General features: G+C 67.6%; 25 protein-coding genes. 13 read left to right on the top strand and 12 right to left on the bottom strand.

Annotated features, from left to right (window positions below; all coding sequences use genetic code 11):
• The first annotated feature begins 47 nt into the window (after positions 1 to 47).
• Positions 48 to 569: a L,D-transpeptidase family protein gene (locus QMZ16_RS02755; protein WP_022705798.1), complete on the top strand. Its 522-nt coding sequence runs from the start codon at positions 48 to 50 to the stop codon at positions 567 to 569.
• Between the two features lie 43 nt (positions 570 to 612).
• On the opposite strand, the gene QMZ16_RS02750 is transcribed toward QMZ16_RS02755, so the two are convergent.
• The gene (locus QMZ16_RS02750; RefSeq protein ID WP_282602026.1) at positions 613 to 1,125 is read right to left on the bottom strand and encodes a CAP domain-containing protein; all 513 of its coding nucleotides are present in this window, start codon (positions 1,123 to 1,125) and stop codon (positions 613 to 615) included.
• Positions 1,126 to 1,320: 195 nt separating this feature from the next.
• Here QMZ16_RS02750 and QMZ16_RS02745 point away from each other — a divergent pair, with 195 nt between their 5' ends.
• A complete protein-coding gene (locus QMZ16_RS02745) occupies positions 1,321 to 1,959 on the top strand; it encodes a L,D-transpeptidase (protein WP_022705800.1) in 639 nt (212 codons plus the stop codon).
• Between the two features lie 38 nt (positions 1,960 to 1,997).
• Here QMZ16_RS02745 and hemH read toward each other — a convergent pair whose 3' ends face one another.
• Together hemH and QMZ16_RS02735 are read right to left on the bottom strand one after the other, a co-directional pair.
• Positions 1,998 to 3,026 carry a ferrochelatase gene (gene hemH, locus QMZ16_RS02740; RefSeq protein WP_282602024.1) on the bottom strand — a complete coding sequence of 343 codons (1,029 nt, stop codon included), beginning with the start codon at positions 3,024 to 3,026 and terminating at the stop codon, positions 1,998 to 2,000.
• Positions 3,023 to 3,865: a methyltransferase domain-containing protein gene (locus QMZ16_RS02735; RefSeq protein ID WP_282602023.1), complete on the bottom strand. Its 843-nt coding sequence runs from the start codon at positions 3,863 to 3,865 to the stop codon at positions 3,023 to 3,025. Before QMZ16_RS02735 ends, hemH begins: the two co-directional genes overlap by 4 nt.
• Between QMZ16_RS02735 and QMZ16_RS02730 the strand changes: the two genes are divergently transcribed.
• From QMZ16_RS02730 to QMZ16_RS02715, 4 genes are read left to right on the top strand one after another with little or no spacing between them, the layout of a single operon-like run.
• Positions 3,864 to 4,625, top strand: coding sequence for a ComF family protein (locus QMZ16_RS02730; RefSeq protein ID WP_022705803.1), 762 nt, complete (start codon positions 3,864 to 3,866; stop codon positions 4,623 to 4,625). The two genes, QMZ16_RS02735 and QMZ16_RS02730, sit on opposite strands and share 2 nt — an antisense overlap.
• Positions 4,626 to 4,653: 28 nt before the next feature.
• A complete protein-coding gene (grxC, locus tag QMZ16_RS02725; RefSeq protein WP_022705804.1) occupies positions 4,654 to 4,920 on the top strand; it encodes a glutaredoxin 3 in 267 nt (88 codons plus the stop codon).
• A gap of 14 nt (positions 4,921 to 4,934) precedes the next feature.
• On the top strand, positions 4,935 to 5,804 hold the full coding sequence (locus tag QMZ16_RS02720; RefSeq protein ID WP_282602052.1) for a carbon-nitrogen hydrolase family protein: 870 nt from the start codon (positions 4,935 to 4,937) through the stop codon (positions 5,802 to 5,804).
• Positions 5,779 to 6,291, top strand: coding sequence for a MarR family transcriptional regulator (locus QMZ16_RS02715; protein ID WP_022705806.1), 513 nt, complete (start codon positions 5,779 to 5,781; stop codon positions 6,289 to 6,291). The genes QMZ16_RS02720 and QMZ16_RS02715 overlap by 26 nt, the downstream gene beginning before the upstream one ends.
• Here QMZ16_RS02715 and ubiG read toward each other — a convergent pair.
• Positions 6,264 to 6,998 carry a bifunctional 2-polyprenyl-6-hydroxyphenol methylase/3-demethylubiquinol 3-O-methyltransferase UbiG gene (gene ubiG, locus QMZ16_RS02710; RefSeq protein ID WP_282602022.1) on the bottom strand — a complete coding sequence of 245 codons (735 nt, stop codon included), beginning with the start codon at positions 6,996 to 6,998 and terminating at the stop codon, positions 6,264 to 6,266. The two genes, QMZ16_RS02715 and ubiG, sit on opposite strands and share 28 nt — an antisense overlap.
• A gap of 48 nt (positions 6,999 to 7,046) precedes the next feature.
• On the opposite strand from ubiG, the gene pip reads away from it, so the two are divergent.
• The 6 genes from pip (at position 7,047) to infB (ending at position 14,093) form a co-directional block, all read left to right on the top strand.
• On the top strand, positions 7,047 to 8,051 hold the full coding sequence (gene pip, locus QMZ16_RS02705; protein ID WP_282602021.1) for a prolyl aminopeptidase: 1,005 nt from the start codon (positions 7,047 to 7,049) through the stop codon (positions 8,049 to 8,051).
• A complete protein-coding gene (locus QMZ16_RS02700; protein WP_282602020.1) occupies positions 8,048 to 8,491 on the top strand; it encodes a TspO/MBR family protein in 444 nt (147 codons plus the stop codon). The genes pip and QMZ16_RS02700 overlap by 4 nt, the downstream gene beginning before the upstream one ends.
• Positions 8,492 to 8,628: 137 nt before the next feature.
• The gene (rimP, locus tag QMZ16_RS02695; RefSeq protein ID WP_022705810.1) at positions 8,629 to 9,264 is read left to right on the top strand and encodes a ribosome maturation factor RimP; all 636 of its coding nucleotides are present in this window, start codon (positions 8,629 to 8,631) and stop codon (positions 9,262 to 9,264) included.
• Between the two features lie 3 nt (positions 9,265 to 9,267).
• Entirely contained in the window at positions 9,268 to 10,887 is a 1,620-nt protein-coding gene (gene nusA / locus QMZ16_RS02690; protein ID WP_282602018.1) for a transcription termination factor NusA, read from the top strand.
• A gap of 24 nt (positions 10,888 to 10,911) precedes the next feature.
• A complete protein-coding gene (locus QMZ16_RS02685) occupies positions 10,912 to 11,532 on the top strand; it encodes an RNA-binding protein (RefSeq protein WP_282602017.1) in 621 nt (206 codons plus the stop codon).
• Positions 11,533 to 11,540: 8 nt separating this feature from the next.
• Positions 11,541 to 14,093, top strand: a complete 2,553-nt coding sequence (gene infB, locus QMZ16_RS02680; RefSeq protein ID WP_282602016.1) for a translation initiation factor IF-2 — start codon at positions 11,541 to 11,543, stop codon at positions 14,091 to 14,093.
• A gap of 165 nt (positions 14,094 to 14,258) precedes the next feature.
• Here the strand turns inward: infB and QMZ16_RS02675 are convergent, their stop codons facing one another.
• The 4 genes from QMZ16_RS02675 to QMZ16_RS02660 all read right to left on the bottom strand — a co-directional run bounded on the left by QMZ16_RS02675 (position 14,259) and on the right by QMZ16_RS02660 (position 16,989).
• Positions 14,259 to 14,387, bottom strand: a complete 129-nt coding sequence (locus QMZ16_RS02675; RefSeq protein ID WP_022705814.1) for a hypothetical protein — start codon at positions 14,385 to 14,387, stop codon at positions 14,259 to 14,261.
• Positions 14,388 to 14,507: 120 nt separating this feature from the next.
• Entirely contained in the window at positions 14,508 to 14,906 is a 399-nt protein-coding gene (locus QMZ16_RS02670; RefSeq protein WP_282602015.1) for a (deoxy)nucleoside triphosphate pyrophosphohydrolase, read from the bottom strand.
• The gene (argJ, locus tag QMZ16_RS02665) at positions 14,903 to 16,156 is read right to left on the bottom strand and encodes a bifunctional glutamate N-acetyltransferase/amino-acid acetyltransferase ArgJ (protein WP_282602051.1); all 1,254 of its coding nucleotides are present in this window, start codon (positions 16,154 to 16,156) and stop codon (positions 14,903 to 14,905) included. The genes QMZ16_RS02670 and argJ overlap by 4 nt, the downstream gene beginning before the upstream one ends.
• Entirely contained in the window at positions 16,156 to 16,989 is an 834-nt protein-coding gene (locus tag QMZ16_RS02660; protein WP_282602014.1) for a peptidylprolyl isomerase, read from the bottom strand. Before QMZ16_RS02660 ends, argJ begins: the two co-directional genes overlap by 1 nt.
• Before the next feature lie 211 nt (positions 16,990 to 17,200).
• On the opposite strand from QMZ16_RS02660, the gene secA reads away from it, so the two are divergent.
• Positions 17,201 to 19,906 (top strand): preprotein translocase subunit SecA, encoded by a 2,706-nt coding sequence (secA, locus tag QMZ16_RS02655; protein ID WP_282602013.1) that lies wholly within the window; start codon positions 17,201 to 17,203, stop codon positions 19,904 to 19,906.
• Between the two features lie 141 nt (positions 19,907 to 20,047).
• Here the strand turns inward: secA and fmt are convergent, their stop codons facing one another.
• Genes fmt through def (QMZ16_RS02635) form a run of 4 tightly spaced genes read right to left on the bottom strand, consistent with a single transcriptional unit; the run spans position 20,048 to position 22,482 of the window.
• Entirely contained in the window at positions 20,048 to 20,941 is an 894-nt protein-coding gene (fmt, locus tag QMZ16_RS02650; protein WP_282602012.1) for a methionyl-tRNA formyltransferase, read from the bottom strand.
• 28 nt (positions 20,942 to 20,969) lie between these two features.
• Positions 20,970 to 21,470, bottom strand: coding sequence for a peptide deformylase (def, locus tag QMZ16_RS02645; RefSeq protein ID WP_282602011.1), 501 nt, complete (start codon positions 21,468 to 21,470; stop codon positions 20,970 to 20,972).
• Positions 21,471 to 21,968, bottom strand: a complete 498-nt coding sequence (locus QMZ16_RS02640) for a peptide deformylase (RefSeq protein ID WP_282602010.1) — start codon at positions 21,966 to 21,968, stop codon at positions 21,471 to 21,473.
• The gene (gene def, locus QMZ16_RS02635; RefSeq protein ID WP_022705822.1) at positions 21,961 to 22,482 is read right to left on the bottom strand and encodes a peptide deformylase; all 522 of its coding nucleotides are present in this window, start codon (positions 22,480 to 22,482) and stop codon (positions 21,961 to 21,963) included. Before def (QMZ16_RS02635) ends, QMZ16_RS02640 begins: the two co-directional genes overlap by 8 nt.
• Positions 22,483 to 22,553: the final 71 nt, after the last annotated feature.

Here is a 22,553-nt window from a genome sequence, read left to right as displayed (position 1 = left end):
TGGTATCCAGATATCTCAACAAACAAGAACACGTCTCAGAGGCAGTGATGGGCAGAACGACTCGTCGGAGTTTCACCTTGTCGGCGCTTGCGCTGCTGGCCGCTTGCGGCAAGCCGCAGGAGCCCAGCAAGTTCCAGCGCTATTCCGGGCCGCCGGTGACGCAGATCAACGTGAACAAGGGTGCGCGCAAGCTGTACCTCGTCAGCGGCAACACCGTCGTCAAATCCTACGATGTCAGCCTGGGCTTCGCGCCCATGGGCCACAAGCAGTTCGAAGGTGACGGCAAGACCCCCGAGGGCGTGTACTATATCGACCGGTTCAACCCGCGCAGCGCGTTCCACCTGTCGGTCGGCGTGTCCTATCCCAACCCCAACGACCGCGCCTTTGCAGAATCCCAGGGCCGCAGCCCCGGTGGCGACATCTTCATCCATGGCCGCGGCCCCGAGGGGAACAACCTGTTCCCGCGCCGCCGCGACTGGACGGCCGGCTGCATCGCCGTCACCGACGAGGAGATCGAGGAGATCTATGCGATGGTCCCGCCGGGCATCCCCATCGTGATCACCGCCTGACCCCGACGGCCCCGCCACTCGCGGGGCCTTTTCACATCCGGCCTCAGCTGCCGGTCAGCAGCACCCACCACAGCTTGCCCGACGGCTCCTTGTACCAGTCGAAGCCAAGCTGCGTCGCGGCCGGGTCCATGATGACATCGCGGGTGTCGCGCGTGCTCATCCAGGCCGACAGGGTCTCGATCTCGTTCTCGTATGTCTCCGAGATATTCTCGCCCACCAGCGATCCCTGGAACCCCGCCCTGCGCGCACGGTCCAGCGGCGACGACCCGTCCGAGCCCCAGTGCCACGCCCGGTTCTGGGCCGACATGTCGCGGGCATGGGCCAGCGCCGCAGCCTTCAGCTGGTCGTTCGGCGTCAGGGGCGGCTGGCCGATATTGCCGCGCAGCGTGTTGATCTGCTGCAACACCCGGTCACCGATCGCGGCCCTGTCATCGACCGGTGCGACGGGTGCCGCAACGGGCTGCGGCGCCTGCGGAAGCTGCTGCTGCTGCAGGTGATACGGCGTGCAGCCCGATGCCAGCAGCATGCCTGCGACGGCGATCGCCTTGAATTGCATGGTTTTCCTCGCGTCCCTCGAAGATTGTCGTCCCGAGCATTATCCAAACCCGGCCCGCGCATCAAACGCAACTTCACGTGACCGCGAGCGTGACGCCCCCGCGACCTTCGGGGTTTGTGGCGAATCGAGCGGCGGGCTATTCTGCGGGCAGACAACCCGCCCGTGAAGCGGGAACCAAGCAACGGATCAGAGCAGATGAGCAGATCGTCCTTCGACCGCCGGGCCTTTCTCGGTTCGGCCGCCGCATTCGGCGCCGCGGCGCTTGCCGTTCCGGCGCGCGCGCAGCAATACGACCCCTATACCGGCCAGCCCCTGCCCGCGGCCGAGGCCGTTCCGGCGACGCCCGCCGCACCGGTGAACAGCGGCCCGCAGCACAACATCTCCAGCTTCCGCATGCAGGACTGGCGCCCCCATTTCGAGACGCTGGCCAATGGCGCGATCCTGTGCGACCTGACCTCGCGCGCGGTGCATTACTGGTCCGAGGACGGGAACACCTATCGCGTCTATCCCAGCTCGATCCCGGTCAGCGCGGAACTGACCCGCACCGGCCGGACCGAGATCATCAAGAAGGTCGACGGTCCCAGCTGGGCACCCACGCCGGACATGAAGAAGCGCAACCCCGAATGGCCGGATTTCGTGCCCCCGGGGCCGGACAACCCCCTGGGGACGCATGCGCTGTGGCTGTCCTGGCAGTATTACCGCATCCACGGCACGCATGACACGCGCAAGATCGGGCGCAAGTCCTCGAACGGGTGCATCGGTCTCTATAACGAACACATCGCGGAACTGTTCGGCTTCGCCAAGCTTGGCACCCAGGTCCTGGTCATGGCCTGAATCCGGAGGGGGGCGGCAGCGATGCCGCCCCCTTCGCGTCACACCCAGCCGTGGATGTTCTCGCGCACGATCTCCAGCATCATGCGGACATGCGCCTCGTCGTCGTTCAGGCAGGGGATATAGGTGAAGCCGTGGCCGCCGGCCTCTTCGTAGGCTTCGAAGATCTCGCCGTTGATCTCCTCCAGCGTCTCGATGCAGTCCGACGAGAAGGCGGGCGAGATGACGGCGATGTCGCTGTGGCCCTGCCGTGCCAGTTCGGCCACATGCTCGACCGTGTAGGGGCGCAGCCATTCCTCCTTGCCGAAGACCGACTGGAAGGTGGTGTCGATCACGCCCTCGGGCCAGCCCAGCGCCTCGCGCAGCAAACGCGAGGTCTTCTGGCACTGGCAGTGATACGGGTCGCCCTGCATCAGGTAACGCCTGGGCATCCCGTGATAGGACGCGACCAGCTTGGACGGGATGCGGTCGCCCAGCGTGCGGCGCACGCTGTCGGCCAGCGCCGCGATATAGTCGGGGCGGTCCACATAGGGCTCGCAGGTGCGGATGGCGGGCTGCCAGGTCTGCTCCATCGCGGCGCGGAACAGCTGGTCGTTCGCCGTGGCCGAGGTCGGCCCCGCATATTGCGGATAGAGCGGCAGAAACACGATCCGCCGGCACCCCTCCTTCACCATCCGGTCCAGCACGTCATGCGTCGAGGGGTTCCCGTAGCGCATGCAGTAATCGACCATCACTCGGTCGCCCCATTCGGCCTCGGCCATCCGGGCCAGCATGCGGGTCTGGGACTTGGTGATCGTGGCCAGCGGGCTCTCGTTCGCTTCCTCGTTCCAGATCGACTTGTAGTTCTTGCCGGAACTGAAGGGCCGGAAGGTCAGGATGATCCCCTGCAGCAGCGGCTGCCATTTCCAGCGCGGCAGGTCGATCACCCGGCGGTCGGACAGGAACTCGTTCAGGTATCGCCGCATCGACCAGTAGTCGTAATTGTCCGGCGTCCCCAGATTCGCGATGAGGATGCCGGTCTTGCCGGGCTTGATGCCGGGGTGGTCCGCGGGCGCGTGGGTCGGTTTCATTCGTCGTTCTTCCTGAACTGGTTCAGCGCATCGGCCAACGAGGTCTTGGCCGAGCCGGGCCTGAGGGGTTTCTGCTGGTTTTCGGCCGGGGCCCATCCGGTCAGAAAGACCAGATCGAAGGTGACTGCGACACGGGACGGATCGTCGCGGTCGGCATGGTGTTCGGCCATGATCGCCCCCGCCCGCGCGAAGACCGCCCGAGAGGTCGGCCGCCGCAACCGGGCCGCCATCGCGTTCCCCTCGCCCATGGCCCGCAGGTCGTGGGCAAGGTGCAGGATGTCGCGATAGCTGGCGCGCTGGCTCAGCAGGTCGGCCACCGGCAGCGCCAGCCCGCCCCGCTGCAACAGGCCGCCCAGATCGCGGATCTCTCCCATGGGCAGGATGCGGGGGGCGAGGCCACCCGTCACCTCGGCCTCGGCCTGGGCCAGCGCGCCACGCAGTTCCTGCAGCGTCTGGTTCCCGAAGGCCACGCCCATGAACAGCCCGTCCGGCATCAGTGCCCGGCGGCATTGCGCGATCTGGCCCACCGGATCGTCGGCCCAGTGCAGCGCCATCGCGTGGATCACCAGGTCATGCGCACCGGGTTCAAGTTCCAGCACCGCATCGTCCGCGACGATCCGCGCCCCCGGAAAGCGTGCCTGCCACAGGTCGGGAAAGCCCGTCACGATCGCGATGCGCGTAAAGCTTCTGTTAACCTCGATCAGCCTATCCTCGATCTCGTCGGCGGCGATCTGGTGGAACAGATCGACCATGCCCTGGGCCTGCGCGCGCGCACGCTGGCGCAGCAGGGAGTCTCGGTCGGTCAGGTTCGGTCGGGTCCGGGGATCGGGAATTTTCATGACGCTTCAACATAGGGCGCTTTCGGGGGCGGTTAAAGCCGCGCTGGCGCTGATATATCCGCCCCAATGCCTGTGCTGCGGGGCGGCCGTCGCCCCCACGGGCGATGTGCAGCTGTGCCCCGACTGCTGGCCCGGGGCCGAATTCCTGTGGCGGTCGGTCTGCGACTGCTGCGGGGTGCCCCTGCCCGATGACGGCCTGGCCGAGGCGTCAGGCATCGTCTGCGACGACTGCCTCGATGCCCCGCGCCCCTGGTCGCGCGGGCGGGCGGCGATGGTCTATGGCGGAACGGCACGGCGGCTGATCCTGGGGCTGAAGCATGGCGACAGGCTGGACATGGTGCCGCCGCTTGCGGGTTGGCTGGCCCGCGCCGCCCTGCCGCTGGTCGAGCCCGACCAGATCGTCGTGCCCATCCCCATCCATCCGCGCAGGCTGCTCAGGCGGCGCTACAACCAGGCGGCGCAGCTGGCCGCGCGGCTGGCGCGGGACCTGGACCTGCCGCATCACCCGACGATGCTGCGCCGGACGCGCCACACGCAGTCGCAGGACAGGCGCGGCAGGCTGGAGCGCATCGCCAACCAGACCGACGCCTTTGCCGTCGCGCAGGGGCAGATCGCGGCGTTGCAGGACAGGCCGGTGCTGCTGGTCGACGACGTGATGGCCTCGGGGGGGACGATCTCGGCGGCGTCGCATGCGCTGCTGCAGGCCGGATCGGGGCCAGTTTCGGTGGTGGTTCTGGCAAGGTCGCTCAAGGAACACTAGATAAGGCGTCCAGACAGAAAGGACCGACATGACCCAACCCCGGATCGAGATCTTCACCACCCGCACCTGCCCCTTCTGCATCCGCGCCAAGCAGCTGCTGAACCAGAAGGGCGTGTCCTACGAGGAAACCGACGTGGGCGCCGATCCCGCCCTGCGCGAGGCGATGACCAAGCGCGCGGGCAAGCGCAGCGTCCCGCAGATCTTCGTGGGCGATTTCCATGTCGGCGGCTGCGACGAGCTGTATGCCATGGACCGCGCGGGCAAGCTGGACCCGCTGCTGAAGGGCGCGGCCTGATGGCCCCTGCCTCGCTGACGGTGGGGCTGGTGCAGCTGAGCGTGGGGGACGACCCCGCAGCGAACCTGCAGACCACGATCCCGCTGATCCGCGAGGCCGCAGCCTCGGGCGCAGGGCTGATCCTGACGCCCGAGGCCACGAACATCCTGTCGCCGTCCCGCGACCGGCAGCGTGCGGTCCTGGAACCCGAACATCGCGACCGGACCCTGGCCGCCCTGCGGGCCGAGGCGCGGCGCGCACGCGCATGGCTGCTGGTGGGATCGCTGGCGCTGCTGACGGACGATCCCGACGGCCGCTTTGCCAATCGCAGCCTGCTGATCGCCCCGGACGGCACCCTCGCCGCGCGATACGACAAGCTGCACATGTTCGACGTCACGATCAGCCCGACCGAGAGCTTTCGCGAAAGCGCGGCCTATCGCCCCGGCGACAGGGCCGTCGTCGCGGATGCGGGCGGGGTGCGGCTGGGCATGACCGTCTGCTACGACCTGCGCTTTCCGCACCTGTACCGGCGGCTGGCGCAGGCCGGCGCGCAGCTGCTGACGGTGCCCTCGGCCTTCCACCCCGAAACCGGCGCCGCCCATTGGGAGGTGCTGCTGCGCGCCCGCGCGATCGAGACGGGCTGCTTCGTGCTGGCGCCCGCGCAATGCGGCACCCATCCCTGCCCGCACAGCCCCGACCGGACGCCCCGCCGCAGCCATGGCCGCAGCCTTGTCGTCGACCCCTGGGGCAAGGTCCTTGCGGATGGCGGGACGGAACCCGGCGTCACGACGGTTTCGCTTGACCTTCAGGCGGTTGGCGATGCACGTTCCCGCATCCCTTCCCTGACGCATGACCGTCCCTTCGCGGGACCCCGAGGCTATGACGAAACCTGTGAACCGCAATGATGCCGGCCACCTGAACGGCGGGCTGGCCGCAAGCCTGTTCGCCGAGGTGCTGATCGCGGATCAGCTCTCTCGCAACCTGATCGGCAAGGCGCTGCCGCGCGGGATGCAGATTTCGCATTTCTCGGTCTTGAACCTGCTGGCCCATGTGAACGAGGAACGCACCCCTGCCCAGCTGGCCGAGGCGTTCCACGTCACCCGCGGGGCGATGACGAACACGCTGTCGCGGCTGGAATGGGCGGGGCATATCCACATCCGCCCCGACTGGGACGATGCGCGGCGCAAGTTCGTGTCGATCAGCCGCACCGGCCGCGAGGCCCGCGACCAGGCGATCGCGGCCTTCATGCCGCTGATCGCGGGCGTGGTCCGCGACATCGGCGCCGACCGGGTCCGCAGCGCCCTGCCCGTCCTGCGCGAATTGCGCAGCCGGCTGGAGGAGGACCCGCCCAGCGCCGAAGACGCTCAGGGCGCGCGCGACGTCAGCAGATAGTTCACCGACAGGTCGGTCGCGGACAGCCGCCAGCCGAAGCTGACGGGGTTGAACACCATCCCGCAGCGATCGACGGGCAGCAGCCCGCCGCGTTCGGCCATCGCGGCCAGCTCGTCCGGCGTCGGGAATCGCTGCCAGTCATGCGTGCCGCGCGGCAGCCAGCGCATCACCCATTCCGCGCCCACGATCGCCGCGAGGAAGCTTTTCGTCGTGCGGTTCAGCGTGGACAGGATCACCAGCCCGCCGGGGCGCACCAGCCTGCGGCAGGTGGCGACGAACTCGGCCGGATCGGCGACATGCTCGACGATCTCCAGCGCCAGGACCACGTCGAAGACCTCGCCCGCCTCGACCAGCGCCTCGGCGGTGGTCGCGCGATAGTCGATGTCCAGTCCCTGCGCCTCGGCATGGGTGCGGGCGACGTTGATGTTCAGCTCGGCCGCGTCGGCGCCGACGACCGTGGCGCCCAGACGGGTCATCGGTTCCGCGACCAGCCCGCCGCCGCAGCCGATATCCAGCACGCGCAGCCCCTCGAAGGCGCGCGCCTCGCGGCGGTCGCGTCCGAATTCGGTCCCGATCTGGGTGGTGATGTAGTCCAGCCGGATGGGGTTCATCAGGTGCAGCGGGCGGAACTTGCCCTTCGGGTCCCACCATTCGGCGGCCATGGCCTCGAACTTGGCGATCTCGGCGGGGTCGATGCTGGCGCTCATGCGGGCGTCCTTCTGGCAGGCGTCGTCTGTCTGTCTTATATAGGGGGCATGGACCGATTGGCAGGACAAATCACCGCGTCACATGGACGCCTTCACCCGGCCTCCGAGCCCTTCGCCCGCCACATGCTGGAGGTGGGCGACGGACATACCCTGTATGTCGAGGAATGCGGCAACCCCGCCGGACGACCCGTCGTCGTGCTGCATGGGGGACCAGGGGGCGGGTGCAGCCCGTTCATGCGCCGCTTCTTCGACCCTAGGCATTTCCGCGTCATCCTGTTCGACCAGCGCGGCTGCGGGCGGTCCCGGCCCCAGGCCTCGGTCGAGGCCAACACTACCCCCCACCTGGTCGCCGATATCGAGACGATTCGCACGCGCCTGGGCATCGAGCGCTGGCTGCTGTTCGGCGGCAGCTGGGGCGCGACCCTTGCCGTCGCCTATGCCGAGGCGCATCCCGACCGGGTGACGGGCCTCGTGCTGCGCGGCGTGTTCCTTGGCATGCAGACCGAGCTGGACTGGTTCTATGGCGGCGGCGCGGGGCGGTTCTTCCCCGACCTGTGGGCACAGTTCCAGGAACCGATCCCGGAATCCGAACGCGGCGACATGATCGCGGCCTATCACAAGCGGCTGTTCGATCCCGACGCCTCGCGGCAGGCGCGTTACGCGCAGCCCTGGCTGATGTGGGAAAACGCGCTGGCGGGGCTGCAATCGTCGGGGGGCAGCCACGCGCCCGCCGATTACGCCCGCGCCTTCGCACGGCTCGAGAATCACTTCTTCAGCAATGCCTGCTTCCTTGCGGAAGGCCAGCTGCTGCGCGACCGCCACCGGATCGAGCATCTGCCTGCCGTGATCGTTCAGGGCCGCTATGACATGGTGTGCCCGCCCGCCAGCGCATGGCGGCTGGCCGATGGCTGGGGGCGCTGCCAGCTGCGGCTGGTGCCCGCATCGGGCCATGCCCTGTCCGAACCCCGCATCACCGCGGAGCTGGCGGGCGTGATGGACCAGATCCGCGACGACGACCGCGCCAGGAACGGCGCAGGGGGGCAGGACGCATGAACCTGTTCCTGGTGTTCCTGTTGGCAAGCGCGGCGGCCGCGACGACCGGCATCGTGTTCAAGCCCGGCGCCTGGTATGACGGGCTGCGCAAGCCCGGCTTCACCCCGCCGAAATGGGCGTTTCCCGTGGCTTGGACCACGATCTATCTTCTGTCGGCCTATGCCGCATCGCGCATCGCTCCGCTGCCCGGGGCGGGCATGGCCTTGGCGCTGTGGGCCGCGCAGATCGCGCTGAACACGCTGTGGACGCCCCTCTTCTTCGGGGCGCACCGGATGGCGCTGGCGATGGTCTGCATGCTGACCCTGCTGGTCACGGTGCTGGCCATGACGCTGGCCTTCTGGCGGCTGGACTGGCTGTCGGGGCTGATGATCCTGCCCTATCTGGGCTGGCTGGTCGTGGCGGCGGGGCTGAACTGGCGGATCTGGCGCGACAACGCCTGATCGCGGTCGCGCTTGCATTTGGGGGGAAGCGGCGCTATATGCCCAGCAAGACAGCGGTGCAGGGGTCCAAACCCTGCCCACCGGAAATTCCGCATGGGGGCCGCTGACGGCCCCTTTTTCATGTCCGAGAGGATCTCATGTCGAACGATCTGCCCGTCTCGAACGACCTCATCGCCAAGACCGCGATCGACCGTCGCCTGGCCGAGATCATCATTCCGGTGATCGAGGATATGGGCTTCGAACTGGTGCGCGTGCGCCTGCAGGGCGGCAAGACGCCGCTGCTGCAGATCATGGCCGACCGCCCCGAGGGCGGCATCAACGTGGACGACTGCGCCGAGATCTCGACCGCGGTCAGCGCCACGCTGGACGTCGAGGATCCGGTCGAGGACGCCTACAACCTCGAGGTCAGCAGCCCCGGCATCGACCGCCCGCTGACCCGCATGAAGGATTTCGAGACCTTCGAGGGCTACGAGGTCAAGCTGGAGACGAACCAGCAGATCGACGGCCGCAAGCGCTGGAAGGGCATCCTTGCCGGCACCGAGGGCAACGAGGTCCTGATCAATATCGAGGAAGCCGGCGAGACGCACACGATCGGCCTGGATTTCGACTGGCTGTCGGATGCCAAGCTGGTGCTGACCGACGAGCTGATCAAGGAAATGCTGCGTCAGAAGAAGGAAGCCGGGGTCGAGATCGACAACCTGGACGAAACCGCCTTCGACGAGATCGAAACCGACGACCAAGATGGCGCAGACGGCGCCGAAACGAAGGAGTGAGCGATGGCGATCACCTCTGCCAATCAGCTGGAACTGCTGCAGACGGCCGAAGCCGTCGCACGCGAGAAGATGATCGACCCCGAGCTGGTCATCGAAGCGATGGAGGACAGCCTCGCCCGTGCCGCCAAGTCGCGCTACGGGGCCGAGATGGACATCCGCGTGAAGATCGACCGCCGCAACGGCAACGCGACCTTCACCCGCGTCCGCACCGTCGTCGCCGATGACGAGGTCGAGAACTACCAGGCGCAACTGACCGTCGAGCAGGCCCGCCCCTATCTGGACGAGCCCAAGGTCGGCGACGAGATCACCGATCAGGTCCCGCCCGTGGAACTGGGCCGCATCGCCGCGCAATCCGCCAAGCAGGTCATCCTGCAGCGCGTCCGCGAGGCCGAGCGCGACCGCCAGTACGAGGAATTCAAGGATCGTGCCGGCACCATCATCAACGGCATCGTCAAGCGCGAGGAATACGGCAACATCATCGTCGATGTGGGCCGTGGCGAGGCGATCCTGCGCCGCAACGAGAAGATCGGCCGCGAAAGCTATCGCCCGAACGACCGCATCCGCGCCTATGTGAAGGATGTCCGCCGCGAGAACCGCGGCCCGCAGATCTTCCTGTCGCGCACCGATCCGCAGTTCATGGCCGAGCTGTTCAAGATGGAAGTGCCGGAAATCTATGACGGCGTCATCGAGATCAAGGCGGTCGCCCGCGACCCCGGTTCGCGCGCGAAGATCGCGGTCATCAGCTATGACAACTCGATCGACCCGGTCGGCGCCTGCGTCGGCATGCGCGGCAGCCGCGTGCAGGCCGTCGTCGGCGAACTGCAGGGCGAGAAGATCGACATCATCCCCTGGAACGAGGATCAGGCCACCTTCCTGGTGAACGCCCTGCAGCCCGCCGAGGTCAGCAAGGTCGTCTTCGACGAGGAAGCCAACAAGATCGAGGTCGTCGTCCCCGAGGAGCAGCTGTCGCTGGCCATCGGCCGCCGCGGCCAGAACGTGCGCCTTGCCAGCCAGCTGACGGGCCTGGACATCGACATCCTGACCGACGAGGAGGAATCCAAGCGTCGCCAGGCCGAGTTCAATGCCCGCACCGGCCTGTTCATGGAGGCGCTGGACCTGGACGAGTTCTTCGCCCAGCTGCTGGTGGCCGAAGGCTTCACCACGCTGGACGAGGTCGCCTATGTCGACCAGGACGAGCTTCTGTCGATCGAGGGCGTGGACGAAGGCACCGCCGAGGAGCTGCAGGCCCGCGCCCGCGACGTCCTCGAGGCCAAGAGCAAGGCCGCGCTTGCGGCAGCACGCGAACTGGGCGCCGAGGACAGCCTCATTGAATTCGACGGCCTGACACCCCAGATGGTCGAGGCGCTTGCCAAGGATGGCGTGAAGACGCTGGAAGACTTCGCGACCTGCGCGGACTGGGAACTTGCCGGTGGCTGGACCACCGTCAACGGCCAGCGCGTCAAGGACGAGGGGCTTCTCGAACCCTTCGAGGTCACCCTGGAAGAGGCGCAGACCCTCGTGATGACGGCCCGCGTTTCGTTGGGCTGGGTCGATCCGGCCGAACTCGAGACCGAGGAAGAGCCGGTCGAGGACGAGATCGACGACGAGGAGACCGGGGCCTGATGCGCCCCGGACTGGAGGGCAGGATTGAGCCGAGGCGGACGCAACAATGACCGGGAGGACCCCGAACGCCGCTGCATAGCGACGGGCGAGGTCCAACCCAAGAGAGGGCTGATCCGCTTCGTGATCGGCCCCGAGGACCAGGTCGTTCCCGACCTGGCCGAGAAACTGCCCGGCCGCGGCATCTGGGTTGCGGCCGATCGCGACGCGCTTGAAAAGGCGACCTCGAAGGGTCTCTTTTCGCGGGCGGCGCGGACGAAGGTGACGGTGCCCGCCGACCTCGTGGCCCAGGTCGAGGACGGCCTGGCCAGGCGGGTTGTCGAACTGGTATCGCTGGCGCGAAAGACCGGAAAGGCCGTCGCCGGCTTCGAGAAGGTCAAGGGCTGGCTGGCCGAGGGACGCGCGAAGGTGCTTCTCCAGGCCAGCGACGGGTCCGAACGCGGCAAGGGAAAACTGTGGACTCCGACCGGCGGACTCTGGTTCGGGTGCCTTACCGCATCAGAATTGGGTTTGTCCTTCGGGCGTGATCATGTCATACACGGCGCGCTTGCGGCGGGTGGCCTGACGGACAAGGTGATCTTGGAAGCCGGCAGACTGACGGGTCTGCGCGGGCATGACGGCGGCAATTCGGCTGCCGGGAAGGAATGAAGACGCATATGAGCGACAAAGACGGAAAGAAGCCCCTGGGCGTCGGCGGCAGCGGCCGCTCGGGCCAGGTCAAGCAGAGTTTCAGCCATGGCCGCACGAAAAGCGTGGTCGTGGAAACCAAACGCAAGCGCGTCGTCGCCAAGCCCGGCGCCGGCGCTTCCCAGCCTGCCGACAAGGCAAAGACGCCGCTGACCGCGCGCGTCGCTGGTGACCCCTCGAAACGCCCGGCGGGCATCTCGGATGCCGAGATGGAGCGCCGCCTGAAGGCGCTTGCCGCAGCCAAGGCCCGCGAGGCCGAGGATGCGGAGCGCCGCGCGGCCGAGGAAAAGGCCCGCGAGGAAGAACGCGAACGCCGCCGCGCCGATATCGAGGCGAAGGCCCGCGAGGAGCGCGAGCGCGAAGAGGCCCTGAAGGCCAAGGCCGAGGAAGAGGCACGCGCCGCGCGCGAGGCCGAGGAAGCCAAGGCCCGCCAGAAGGAAGACGCCAAGCGCGAAGCGCGTCCGAAGCCCGCAGCGGCATCGGCCAAGCCCTCGGCGCCCGACCAGGCGACCATCGAGGCCGCCGCCGCTCGCGCCGAGACCAAGGGCGTCGCCAACACGCAGCGCAAGCCCGAGCGTGAGCGCAACGAGCGCGAGAACCGCAACAAGGGCGGCCGCGACGACAACCGTCGTTCCGGCAAGCTGTCGCTGAATCAGGCGCTGAACGGCGAAGGTGGCCGCCAGCGCAGCCTGGCCGCGATGAAGCGCAAGCAGGACAAGGCCCGCCAGAAGGCCATGGGCGGCAGCGCCCGTGCCGAGAAGCAGGTCCGCGACGTCCAGCTGCCCGAGACGATCGTCGTCTCGGAACTGGCGAACCGCATGGCCGAACGCGCAGCCGACGTGGTCAAGTCGCTCATGAAGATGGGCATGATGGTCAGCATGAACCAGGCCATCGACGCCGACACCGCGGAACTGGTGATCGAGGAATTCGGCCACCGCACCGTGCGCGTCAGCGACTCGGACGTGGAACAGGTCATCGACAGCGTCGAGGACAAGGCCGAGGACTTGCAGGGTCGCCCGCCGATCATCACGATCATGGGCCATGTCGACCACGGCAAGACCTCGCTTCTGGACGCGATCCGCAAGGCGAACGTCGTCTCGGGCGAAGCCGGCGGCATCACCCAGCATATCGGCGCCTATCAGGTGAAGGCGGAATCGGGGGCGGTGCTGACCTTCCTCGACACGCCGGGCCACGCGGCATTCACCTCGATGCGTGCCCGCGGTGCGAACGTGACCGACATCGTCGTCCTGGTCGTCGCGGCGGATGACGCCGTGATGCCGCAGACGGTCGAGGCCATCAACCACGCCAAGGCGGCGGGTGTGCCGATGATCGTCGCGATCAACAAGGTCGACAAGCCGACCGCCGACGTCCAGAAGGTCCGCACGGCCCTTCTGCAGCACGAGGTCGTGGTCGAGCAGATGTCCGGCGACGTGCAGGATGTCGAGGTTTCGGCCAAGACCGGACACGGCCTGGATGCCCTGCTGGAAGCCATCGCGCTGCAGGCAGAGATCCTGGAACTGAAGGCCAACCCCGCTCGCGCCGCTCAGGGCGCCGTGATCGAGGCTCAGCTGGACGTGGGCCGCGGCCCCGTGGCGACCGTCCTGGTGCAGCACGGCACCCTGCGTCGCGGCGACATCTTCGTCGTCGGCGAACAGTGGGGCAAGGTCCGCGCGCTGATCAACGACCAGGGCGAGCGCGTCGAGGAGGCCGGTCCGTCGGTCCCCGTCGAGGTGCTGGGCCTGAACGGCACGCCGGAAGCCGGTGACGTGCTGAACGTGGTCGAGACCGAGGCCCAGGCCCGCGAGATCGCCGAGTTCCGCACCCAGCAGGCCAAGGACAAGCGCGCAGCCGCAGGTGCGGCGATCACGCTGGACCAGATGCTGGCCAAGGCGAAGGCCGACCAGACCGTCGCCGAACTGCCGGTGGTCGTGAAGGCCGACGTGCAGGGCTCGGCCGAGGCGATCGTCCAGGCGCTGGAAAAGGTCGGCAACGACGAGGTCCGCGTCCGCGTGCTGCATTACGGCGTCGGTGCGATCACCGAATCCGATATCGGTCTGGCCGAAGCAAGCCAGGCGCCGGTCATCGGCTTCAACGTCCGTGCGAACGCTCCGGCCCGCAACTCGGCCAACCAGAAGGGCGTCGAGATCCGCTACTACTCGGTCATCTACGACCTGGTGGACGACATCAAGGCGGCCGCATCGGGCCTGCTGTCGGCGGAAGTGCGCGAGAACTTCATCGGCTATGCCGAGATCCGCGAAGTCTTCAAGGTCACGGGCGTCGGCAAGGTCGCAGGCTGCCTGGTCACCGAAGGCGTTGCACGCCGCAGCGCGGGCGTCCGCCTGCTGCGCGACAACGTGGTGATCCACGAAGGCACGCTGAAGACGCTCAAGCGCTTCAAGGACGAGGTCAAGGAAGTGCAGTCCGGTCAGGAATGCGGCATGGCCTTCGAGAACTACGACGACATCCGCCCGAGCGATGTCATCGAGATCTTCGAGCGGGAAGAGGTCGAGCGCACGCTCTGATCCCTTCCGGTTCCGGATGACGAAAGGGGCGGCCATCTGGCCGCCCCTTTTCGCCTTCCGGATCTGCTGCCTGCGGGCAAAAGAAAAAGGGGCAGTCCGAAGACTGCCCCTTCCCCCTCCTCCCGGATGTCGGGCCGGTCCCTCCCAAGACCGGCGCGCGGGAATTCAGCGTGCGACCGGCTTGCCCTCGTAGGTGCGGTTGCCGACGCGGACCACGATGTTGCCATCTGCGGTCGAGCCCTCGAAAAGGCCCTGAACGGAAATGTAGCTTCCGACGGAAATGGTGCGGATCATGTCAAGCCTCCTTTGCGCCCAATCCAAAGGTAGTCATGAAATGGTTAAAAAAGCATACGGAACGCGCTCAATAGATCGCGTGGCAGGCATTATTGCAAGGGAAAATCGGGAACCGTGGCCCTAGAGCCACATCTGCAGGGCCGGGATCAGCGGGATATCCGCCGCGGGCATGTCGTAATTGCGCAAATCGCGGGCATAAGACCAGGCCAGACGCTGTCCCTCGCGCGGTTGCACGATTCCCTGCCACTTGCGGCAGGCGAAGACCGGCATCAGCAGGTGGAACGATTCGTAGCTGTGGCTGGCGAAGGTCAGCGGCGCGAGGCAGCTTTCCCAAGTCTCGATGCCCAGTTCCTCGTGCAGTTCGCGGATCAGGGCGGCCTCGGGGGTCTCGCTGGGTTCGACCTTGCCGCCGGGGAACTCCCACAGGCCGGCCATGGACTTGCCCTCGGGGCGCTGTGCCAGCAGCACGCGCCCCTCGGGGTCGATCAGCGCAACGGCGGATACCAGGACCGTCTTCACGACCGGTAATCCGCGTTGATGTCGATATAGCCGTGGGTCAGATCGCAGGTCCACACGGTCTGCGCGCCCTGCCCCAGCCCCAGATCCACTGCGATGCGCAGGTCCTGGTTCTTCATGTAGGCGCTGGCCTCGGCCTCGTCGTAATCGGGATCGCGCCAGCCGTCGCGGGCGACGACCATGTCGCCAAAGGCGATGGACAGGCGGTCGCGGTCGGCATTCGCGCCGGACTTGCCCACCGCGGCCACGATGCGGCCCCAGTTCGCATCCTCGCCCGCGATGGCGGTCTTGACCAGCGGCGAGTTGGCGATCGACATGGCGACCAGGCGTGCATCGGCATCGCTGTCGGCGCCGGTCACGGCGATCTCGACGAACTTGGTGGCGCCTTCGCCGTCACGCACGACCAGATGCGCCAGCTCGCGCATCACGCCGTGCAGCGCGGTCACGAAGGCCGCACCCACGCCGTCCTGCAACGAGGTGATCGGTGCCGCAGTGGACCGGCCGGTCGCCGCCAGGATCAGCGCGTCCGAGGTCGAGGTGTCGCTGTCCACGGTGATCGCGTTGAAGCTGCCGTTCAGCCCGCCGCTCAGCGCCTGCTGCAGCAGGTCCGCCGGGATGGCCGCGTCGGTGAAGACATAGACCAGCATCGTCGCCATGTCCGGCGCGATCATCCCCGACCCCTTGGCGATGCCTGCGATGCGGATCTCTCCGCCCTCGCCCGCGACGGTCGCGGATGCGCCCTTGGGGAAGGTGTCGGTCGTCATGATCGCGCGCGCGGCCTCGGCCGCGCCTGCGGGGTCCAGCGCGCCTGCAAGGCCGCCGATCGCCGCGACGATGCGGTCATGGGGCAGCGGCTCCCCGATCACCCCGGTCGAGGACGAGAAGACCCGCGATGCGGGCAGCGACAGGGCCGATGCGACGGCCCCCGTCACGGCATCGACCGATTCCTGCCCGCGCGCGCCCGTGAAGGCGTTGGCGTTGCCGGAATTGATGATGATCGCGGCACCTTCGGGCGCGTCGCCCCCCTGTGCCAGCTTGGCCTGGTTGTCCAGCACGCAGGCCGCGCGGGTCGAGGAACGCGTGAACGCCCCCGCCACCGTGCTGCCCGGTGCCACGCGGATCAGCGTGACATCGGTGCGGCCCTGGTATTTCACGCCCGCGGCGCCGCTGGCGAATTCCACGCCCTCGATCACCGGAAGATCGGGGAAGGACGCGGGTGCAAGGGGCGAGACGGGAAGCCCGGCCTTGCCCATCACTCGGTCTCCAGCAGGCTGTCGTCCTGCAGCAGCGCGGGGTCCAGGTCCTCGGTCTTCGTGACCTCCGCCTCGCCCGCGATGCGCTCGATCTCGGCCTCGACCTTCTCGCGGCGGACCATCTGCGCCAGTTCGCCCCGGACCTCGTCCAAGGTGGGCGCTTCCTGCATGCGGGTCTCGTTCAGCTTGATGACGTGCCAGCCGAAATCGGTCTGCACCGGATCCGAGATCGCGCCCGGCTCCATCGCGGCGACGGCCTCGGCGAAGGGGGGGACCATCTGGTCGGCGGCGAACCAGCCCAGATCGCCACGGTTCGGACCGGACGGGCCGGTCGAGTGCTGTTCGGCCAGGTCGCCGAACTCCGCGCCGTCGTCCAGCTGCGCCTTGAGGTCCTTCGCCTCCTCCTCGGTCTCGACCAGGATATGGGCGGCGTTGTATTCCTTCACGGCCTCGGCTTCGGCGAACAGCTTGTCATAGGCCGCCTGCAGCTCCTCGTCCGAGGGCTCGGCCTCGGCCATCTGGCCCACGAAGGCGGTGGCGGCGGTGTTGCGGGCCTGCAGTTCCTGCTGGGCGCGCAGCATGGGCGTGTCCTCGGCGGCGCCGGCGACGGCGGCCTGGCGGACCAGCTGGTCCAGCAGCGTGTCCCACAGCGCCTCGGCGGGCATGCCGGCCATGGCCGGATCCTGCACCGACTGGCGCATCACGATCATCTGGCCCAGGGTGATGTCCTGCCCGTCCACGGTCGCGACCACGGTATCGGCATCCTGCGCCTGCGCGGCAGCGGCCATCAGCGGCAGCGCCACGAATGCGGCCTTCAGAGTCGGTCGAAACATCGGGAAATCCCTTCAGATCACGGCACCGTGCCCGTCACGGGCATTGGCGCCAACATTGACAGTCAGGCAGGGCGGGCCTACATCCCGAAGCAACTCCGTGGAAGGCGCCGCCGCCGCGTTCGTTCAGGGCCCTGATACGGCAATGCGACCGGTGCGGGCAAGTGGCCCGCTGCTGACGCACCTTTCCCAACTATGTGATTGTGAAGGTAACATGCTCGGAACTCTGGCGAAGAAGGTCTTTGGCACGCCCAACGACCGCAAGGTGAAATCGACCCGCACGATGGTCGCCCGCATCAACGCCCTGGAGGAGCAGTTCGCAGCACTGTCCGACGACGGCCTGGTCGAGAAGACCCGCGAGTTCCAGGACCGCGTCGCCAAGGGCGAGAGCCTCGATGCCATCCTGCCCGAAGCCTTCGCCAACTGCCGCGAAGGGGCCCGCCGGGCCCTTGGCCTGCGGGCCTTCGACGTGCAGCTGATGGGCGGCATCTTCCTGCACGAGGGCAACATCGCCGAGATGAAGACCGGCGAGGGCAAGACCCTGGTCGCGACCTTCCCGGCCTATCTGAACGCGCTGACCGGCAAGGGCGTGCATGTCGTCACGGTCAACGACTATCTGGCCAAGCGCGATGCGGAATGGATGTCCAAGGTCTATGCCCAGCTGGGCCTGACCTGCGGCGTCGTCGTCCCCTTCCAGCCCGAGGACGAGAAGCGGCAGGCCTATGCCGCCGACGTGACCTATGCGACCAACAACGAGCTGGGCTTCGACTACCTGCGCGACAACATGAAGGGCAGCGTCGCGGAAATGGTCCAGCGCGGCCACCACTATGCCATCGTCGACGAGGTCGACAGCATCCTGATCGACGAGGCCCGCACGCCGCTGATCATCAGCGGCCCGTCGCAGGACCGGTCCGAGCTGTACCGCGTGCTGGACCAGTACGTACCCCTTCTGACCGAGGAACATTACAAGCTGGACGAGAAGGCCCGGAACGCGACCTTCACCGAGGAAGGCAACGAGTTCCTGGAACAACGCCTGCAGGCCGATGGCGTCCTGCCGGAAGGCCAGACGCTGTACGATCCCGAATCGACCACCATCGTCCATCATGCCAGCCAGGCCCTGCGCGCGCACAAGCTGTTCCTCAAGGACCAGCACTACATGATCCGCGACGGAGAGGTCGCGCTGATCGACGAGTTCACCGGCCGCATGATGAAGGGCCGCCGCCTGTCGGACGGCCTGCACCAGGCGATCGAGGCCAAGGAAGGCGTCGAGATCCAGCCCGAGAACGTGACGCTGGCCAGCGTGACCTTCCAGAACTACTTCCGTCTCTACGAGAAGCTGGGCGGCATGACCGGCACGGCCTCGACCGAGGCCGAGGAATTCGCCGAGATCTACAAGCTGGGCGTGGTCGAGGTTCCGACGAACCGCGGCATCGCGCGTCTTGACGAACACGACCGCGTCTATCGCACCGCGCAGGAAAAATACGCCGCCGTGATCGAGGCGATCAAGGAGGCCCACGCCAAGGGCCAGCCCACCCTGGTCGGCACCACCAGCATCGAGAAATCCGAGATGCTGTCCCAGCTGCTGACCCGCGACGGCGTCCCCCACAACGTCCTGAACGCCCGCCAGCACGAGGCCGAGGCCCAGATCGTCGCCGATGCCGGCAAGATCGGTGCGGTGACTATCGCCACCAACATGGCCGGTCGCGGCACCGACATCCAGCTGGGCGGCAATGTCGAGATGAAGGTCATGGAGGCCCTCAAGGCCGATCCCGAGGCCAATCCCGACGAGCTGCGCGCCCGCATCGAGGCCGAGCATGCGGACGAGAAGGCGAAGGTGCTGGAAGCCGGCGGCCTGTTCGTCCTGGGCACCGAGCGCCACGAGAGCCGCCGCATCGACAACCAGCTGCGCGGCCGTTCGGGCCGTCAGGGGGATCCGGGCCGCTCGCTGTTCTTCCTGTCGCTGGACGACGACCTGATGCGCATCTTCGGGTCCGAGCGTCTGGACAAGGTCCTCTCGACGCTTGGCATGAAGGATGGCGAGGCGATCGTGCACCCTTGGGTGAACAAGTCGCTGGAACGCGCGCAGGCCAAGGTCGAGGGTCGCAACTTCGACATCCGCAAGCAGCTGCTGAAATTCGACGACGTGATGAACGACCAGCGCAAGGCGATTTTCAGCCAGCGCCGCGAGATCATGGACAGCGAGGAGGTGGGCGAGATCACCGCCGACATGCGCCACCAGGTCATCGACGACCTGGTCGAGGATTTCATGCCCGCGCGCAGCTATGCCGACCAGTGGGATGTCGAGGGGCTGGGCACCGCCATCCGCGAGCGGCTGAACATGAACCTGCCGCTGGCCGAGTGGGCCGCCGAAGAGGGCGTGGACCAGGAAGCCATGCGCGAGCGCATCGTGGATGCGACCGACACCTACATGGCCGAGAAGACCCAAGGTTTCGGCCCCGAGAACATGGCCATGATCGAGAAGCAGGTCCTGCTGCAGATGATCGACCAGAAATGGCGCGAGCATCTGCTGACGCTGGATCACCTGCGTTCGGTCGTGGGCTTCCGCGGCTATGCGCAGCGCGATCCGCTGTCGGAATACAAGACCGAGGCGTTCCAGCTGTTCGAATCGCTGCTGGACGGGCTGCGCTTCGACGTGACGCAGCGGCTTGCACAGATCCGGCCCCTGACCGAGACCGAGCGCGAGGAGATGATGCGCCAGATGGCGGATCAGCAGAAGGCGGCGCAATCCGACCTGACCGCCGAGCATCCGGGCGACAGCGACGCCGCGGCCGAGGAGAACCCCGCACGCCTGCCGGGCTTCGACGAGAACGACCCCTCGACCTGGGGAAACCCGTCGCGGAACGACCTGTGCCCCTGCGGTTCGGGCCAGAAGTTCAAGCACTGCCACGGCGCGATCTGATCGCGTGATGTCGCGGGATGTGCGTCTTGTTGCGTCCCGCGACGGTTTCGGCCCGGCCGGGGGGGGCGATGCCCCCCCGCGACCCGGACCGAAGGCCGGGGTGAACCCGGCCCGACCCGCCGCTTGCAGTGTCCTGCGGCCCTAGGTCAGGCGGTCGGGCAGCTTCCAGCCGCGCAGAAGATCCTCGGCTGCCATCGGGCGCTTGCCCGCCGGTTGCGCCTGGAGGATGCGGATGGCCCCCGTGCCGCAGGCGACGGTCAGCCCCTCGATCAGCTGGCCCGGTTCCCCCTGCCCCTCGACCACGGTCGAGCGGAGGAGCTTCAGCCGTTCCTCGCCCATCATGCACCAGGCGCCCGGAAAGGGTGACAGGCCGCGGATCTGGCGGTCCACCTCGGATGCGGGGCGGGTCCAGTCGATGCGGGCCTCGGCCTTGTCGATCTTGGCGGCATAGGTCACGCCCGCCTGCGGCTGGGGCGTTGCGTCCTTGGGCAGCGTCGAGAGCGTGCGCAGGATCAGCGACGCGCCGATCCCCGCCAGCCGGTCGTGCAGGTCCGAGGTCGTCTCGGACACGCCGATGGGCGTCGTTTCCAGGTCGAGCACCGGACCCGTGTCCAGACCCGCCTCCATCTGCATGATCGCAATGCCGGTCTCCGCATCCCCCGCCATGATCGCGCGGTGGATCGGCGCGGCCCCGCGCCAGCGCGGCAGGATCGAGGCGTGGATGTTCACGCAGCCCAGGCGCGGCGCGTCCAGCACCGGCTGCGGCAGGATCAGGCCATAGGCCACGACTACCGCCACATCGGCACCGAGATCCGCGAAGTCCTGCTGGTCGGCCGGATCACGCAGCCTTTCAGGGTGGCGCACCGGCAGGCCCAGATCCTGCGCCGCAAGATGGACGGGCGAGGGCCGCGCCTTCTGGCCACGCCCCGCCGCGCGCGGCGGCTGGGTATAGACCGCCACGACCTCGTGTTCGGCTGCGATTGCGCGCAGCGCCGGGACAGAGAATTCGGGCGTTCCCATGAAGATCACGCGCATGGCGGTTTCCCTTCGATGCGTTTGCGGGTCAGCGGCGCGACAGCTTGGCGGATTTCTGGACCAGCATCTTGCGGCGCAAAGGCGACAGGTGATCGACATACATCTTGCCGTTCAGATGGTCGATCTGGTGCTGCACGCTGGTCGCCCAAAGGCCGACGAAATCGCGTTCCTCGGTCTGGCCGTCGGCATTCAGGAAGCGGACCGTGACCGCGCGCGGTCGCTCGATCCGGGCGAAGACGCCGGGCAGGTTCGGGCTGGCCTCGTCATGGGCGCGCAGCTGCACGCTTTCGTGCAGGATCTCGGGATTGGCCATGGGGACGGCCTGGCCGCGCTTGTCCGAGGCATCGACCACGGCCAGGCGCATCGTGATGCCGATCTGGGGCGCGGCAAGGCCCACGCCGGGCATGGCATCCATCGTGGCGATCATGTCGTCCCAGATCATGCGGACGGTCTCGGTCACCTGGTCCACCGGGTCGGCGGGGCGGTGCAGGCGCGGATCGCCATAGGGGATGAAGGGGCGGGCAGGCATTCAGGACTCCGGTATCATGCGGCCGTCGAGGTGATCGGCCAGGTGCTGCGCGATGCGGGCGTCGGGCCCGTCCAGCAGCGCGTCGTGGTAACGTCCGTCCAGATCGTAGCAGCCAAGCCGGATCTCGACGGGGCGGTCGACATGGCAGGAGCGGTCCGGACGCGACAGGCAGGTCTCGATGCGGCTTTCGGTGCGCTCGGACCGCCAGAGGATCTCGGGATCGATGCAGATGACGGGGGGGTCGCCCTCGATCACGAAGATGCGGTTCATGGCGCCGATCTGGGGCGCGGCGATGCCCCTGCCCCGTGCCAGCCGCAAGGTGGCGATCAGGTCCGCGACGATCCCGACGATCGCGCCGGCATCCAGCACCCCCGCGGGTTCGCAGCGTTGCAGAAGGCGGGCATCGGGTGCCAGCAGCAGCTGGCGCGGCTGGCCCGAGGCCAGCCCCGGCAGGACCGGACGGGTTGCCCCGTCCCGACCTGCCAGCCCGTCAGCCACGCGCCCTCTCGCGCTTCAGCTTGACCATCTTGCGGGTGATCATCTGGCGCTTCATCGCAGAGAGGTGGTCGATGAACAGCACGCCGTCCAGGTGGTCCAGCTCGTGCTGGGCGCAGGTCGCCCAAAGCCCGTCGAATTCCCGTTCGTGCATCGCGCCGTCCAGGCCCAGCCAGCGCATCTTGACCTCGGAGGGGCGCGTCACCTCGGCATACTGGTCGGGGATCGACAGGCAGCCTTCCTCGTAGACGTTGCGGTCATCCGAGGACCAGGTGATCTCGGGGTTGATCAGCACCAGGGGCGCGGGCTCGGCCTCGGGGTCGCGGGTGGCGTCCATGACGAAGATGCGGCTGTTCACGCCGATCTGCGGACCGGCCAGCCCGATGCCCGGCGCGTCGTACATGGTCGCAAGCATGTCGGCGGCCAGCGTCTCGACCTCGGGGGTGATGCGCGCGACGGGTTCGGCCACCTTCTTGAGGCGGGGATCGGGATGGATCAGGATCGGTTTCAGGCTCATTCCCGCGAAATAAGCCAAGCCTTCACCATAGGCAACATCCGGCGTATGCAAGGGACCAAGGCCCTGAAACA

Source organism: Paracoccus sp. PARArs4 (assembly GCF_947311865.1).
GTDB classification, from domain to species: domain Bacteria; phylum Pseudomonadota; class Alphaproteobacteria; order Rhodobacterales; family Rhodobacteraceae; genus Paracoccus; species Paracoccus zeaxanthinifaciens.
Note: the sequence above shows the minus strand (reverse complement) of the source record. Positions and strands in the feature narration are given on the sequence as shown.

Coding starts and splice junctions, on each gene's coding strand:
- QMZ16_RS02755 (WP_022705798.1), top strand. CDS start 48: ATGGGCAGAACGACTCGTCGGAGTTTCACCTTGTCGGCGCTTGCGCTG.
- QMZ16_RS02750 (WP_282602026.1), bottom strand. CDS start 1,125: ATGCAATTCAAGGCGATCGCCGTCGCAGGCATGCTGCTGGCATCGGGC.
- QMZ16_RS02745 (WP_022705800.1), top strand. CDS start 1,321: ATGAGCAGATCGTCCTTCGACCGCCGGGCCTTTCTCGGTTCGGCCGCC.
- hemH (WP_282602024.1), bottom strand. CDS start 3,026: ATGAAACCGACCCACGCGCCCGCGGACCACCCCGGCATCAAGCCCGGC.
- QMZ16_RS02730 (WP_022705803.1), top strand. CDS start 3,864: ATGACGCTTCAACATAGGGCGCTTTCGGGGGCGGTTAAAGCCGCGCTG.
- QMZ16_RS02735 (WP_282602023.1), bottom strand. CDS start 3,865: ATGAAAATTCCCGATCCCCGGACCCGACCGAACCTGACCGACCGAGAC.
- grxC (WP_022705804.1), top strand. CDS start 4,654: ATGACCCAACCCCGGATCGAGATCTTCACCACCCGCACCTGCCCCTTC.
- QMZ16_RS02715 (WP_022705806.1), top strand. CDS start 5,779: ATGACGAAACCTGTGAACCGCAATGATGCCGGCCACCTGAACGGCGGG.
- ubiG (WP_282602022.1), bottom strand. CDS start 6,998: ATGAGCGCCAGCATCGACCCCGCCGAGATCGCCAAGTTCGAGGCCATG.
- pip (WP_282602021.1), top strand. CDS start 7,047: ATGGACCGATTGGCAGGACAAATCACCGCGTCACATGGACGCCTTCAC.
- QMZ16_RS02700 (WP_282602020.1), top strand. CDS start 8,048: ATGAACCTGTTCCTGGTGTTCCTGTTGGCAAGCGCGGCGGCCGCGACG.
- rimP (WP_022705810.1), top strand. CDS start 8,629: ATGTCGAACGATCTGCCCGTCTCGAACGACCTCATCGCCAAGACCGCG.
- nusA (WP_282602018.1), top strand. CDS start 9,268: ATGGCGATCACCTCTGCCAATCAGCTGGAACTGCTGCAGACGGCCGAA.
- infB (WP_282602016.1), top strand. CDS start 11,541: ATGAGCGACAAAGACGGAAAGAAGCCCCTGGGCGTCGGCGGCAGCGGC.
- QMZ16_RS02675 (WP_022705814.1), bottom strand. CDS start 14,387: ATGATCCGCACCATTTCCGTCGGAAGCTACATTTCCGTTCAGGGCCTT.
- argJ (WP_282602051.1), bottom strand. CDS start 16,156: ATGGGCAAGGCCGGGCTTCCCGTCTCGCCCCTTGCACCCGCGTCCTTC.
- QMZ16_RS02660 (WP_282602014.1), bottom strand. CDS start 16,989: ATGTTTCGACCGACTCTGAAGGCCGCATTCGTGGCGCTGCCGCTGATG.
- secA (WP_282602013.1), top strand. CDS start 17,201: ATGCTCGGAACTCTGGCGAAGAAGGTCTTTGGCACGCCCAACGACCGC.
- fmt (WP_282602012.1), bottom strand. CDS start 20,941: ATGCGCGTGATCTTCATGGGAACGCCCGAATTCTCTGTCCCGGCGCTG.
- def (WP_282602011.1), bottom strand. CDS start 21,470: ATGCCTGCCCGCCCCTTCATCCCCTATGGCGATCCGCGCCTGCACCGC.
- def (WP_022705822.1), bottom strand. CDS start 22,482: ATGAGCCTGAAACCGATCCTGATCCATCCCGATCCCCGCCTCAAGAAG.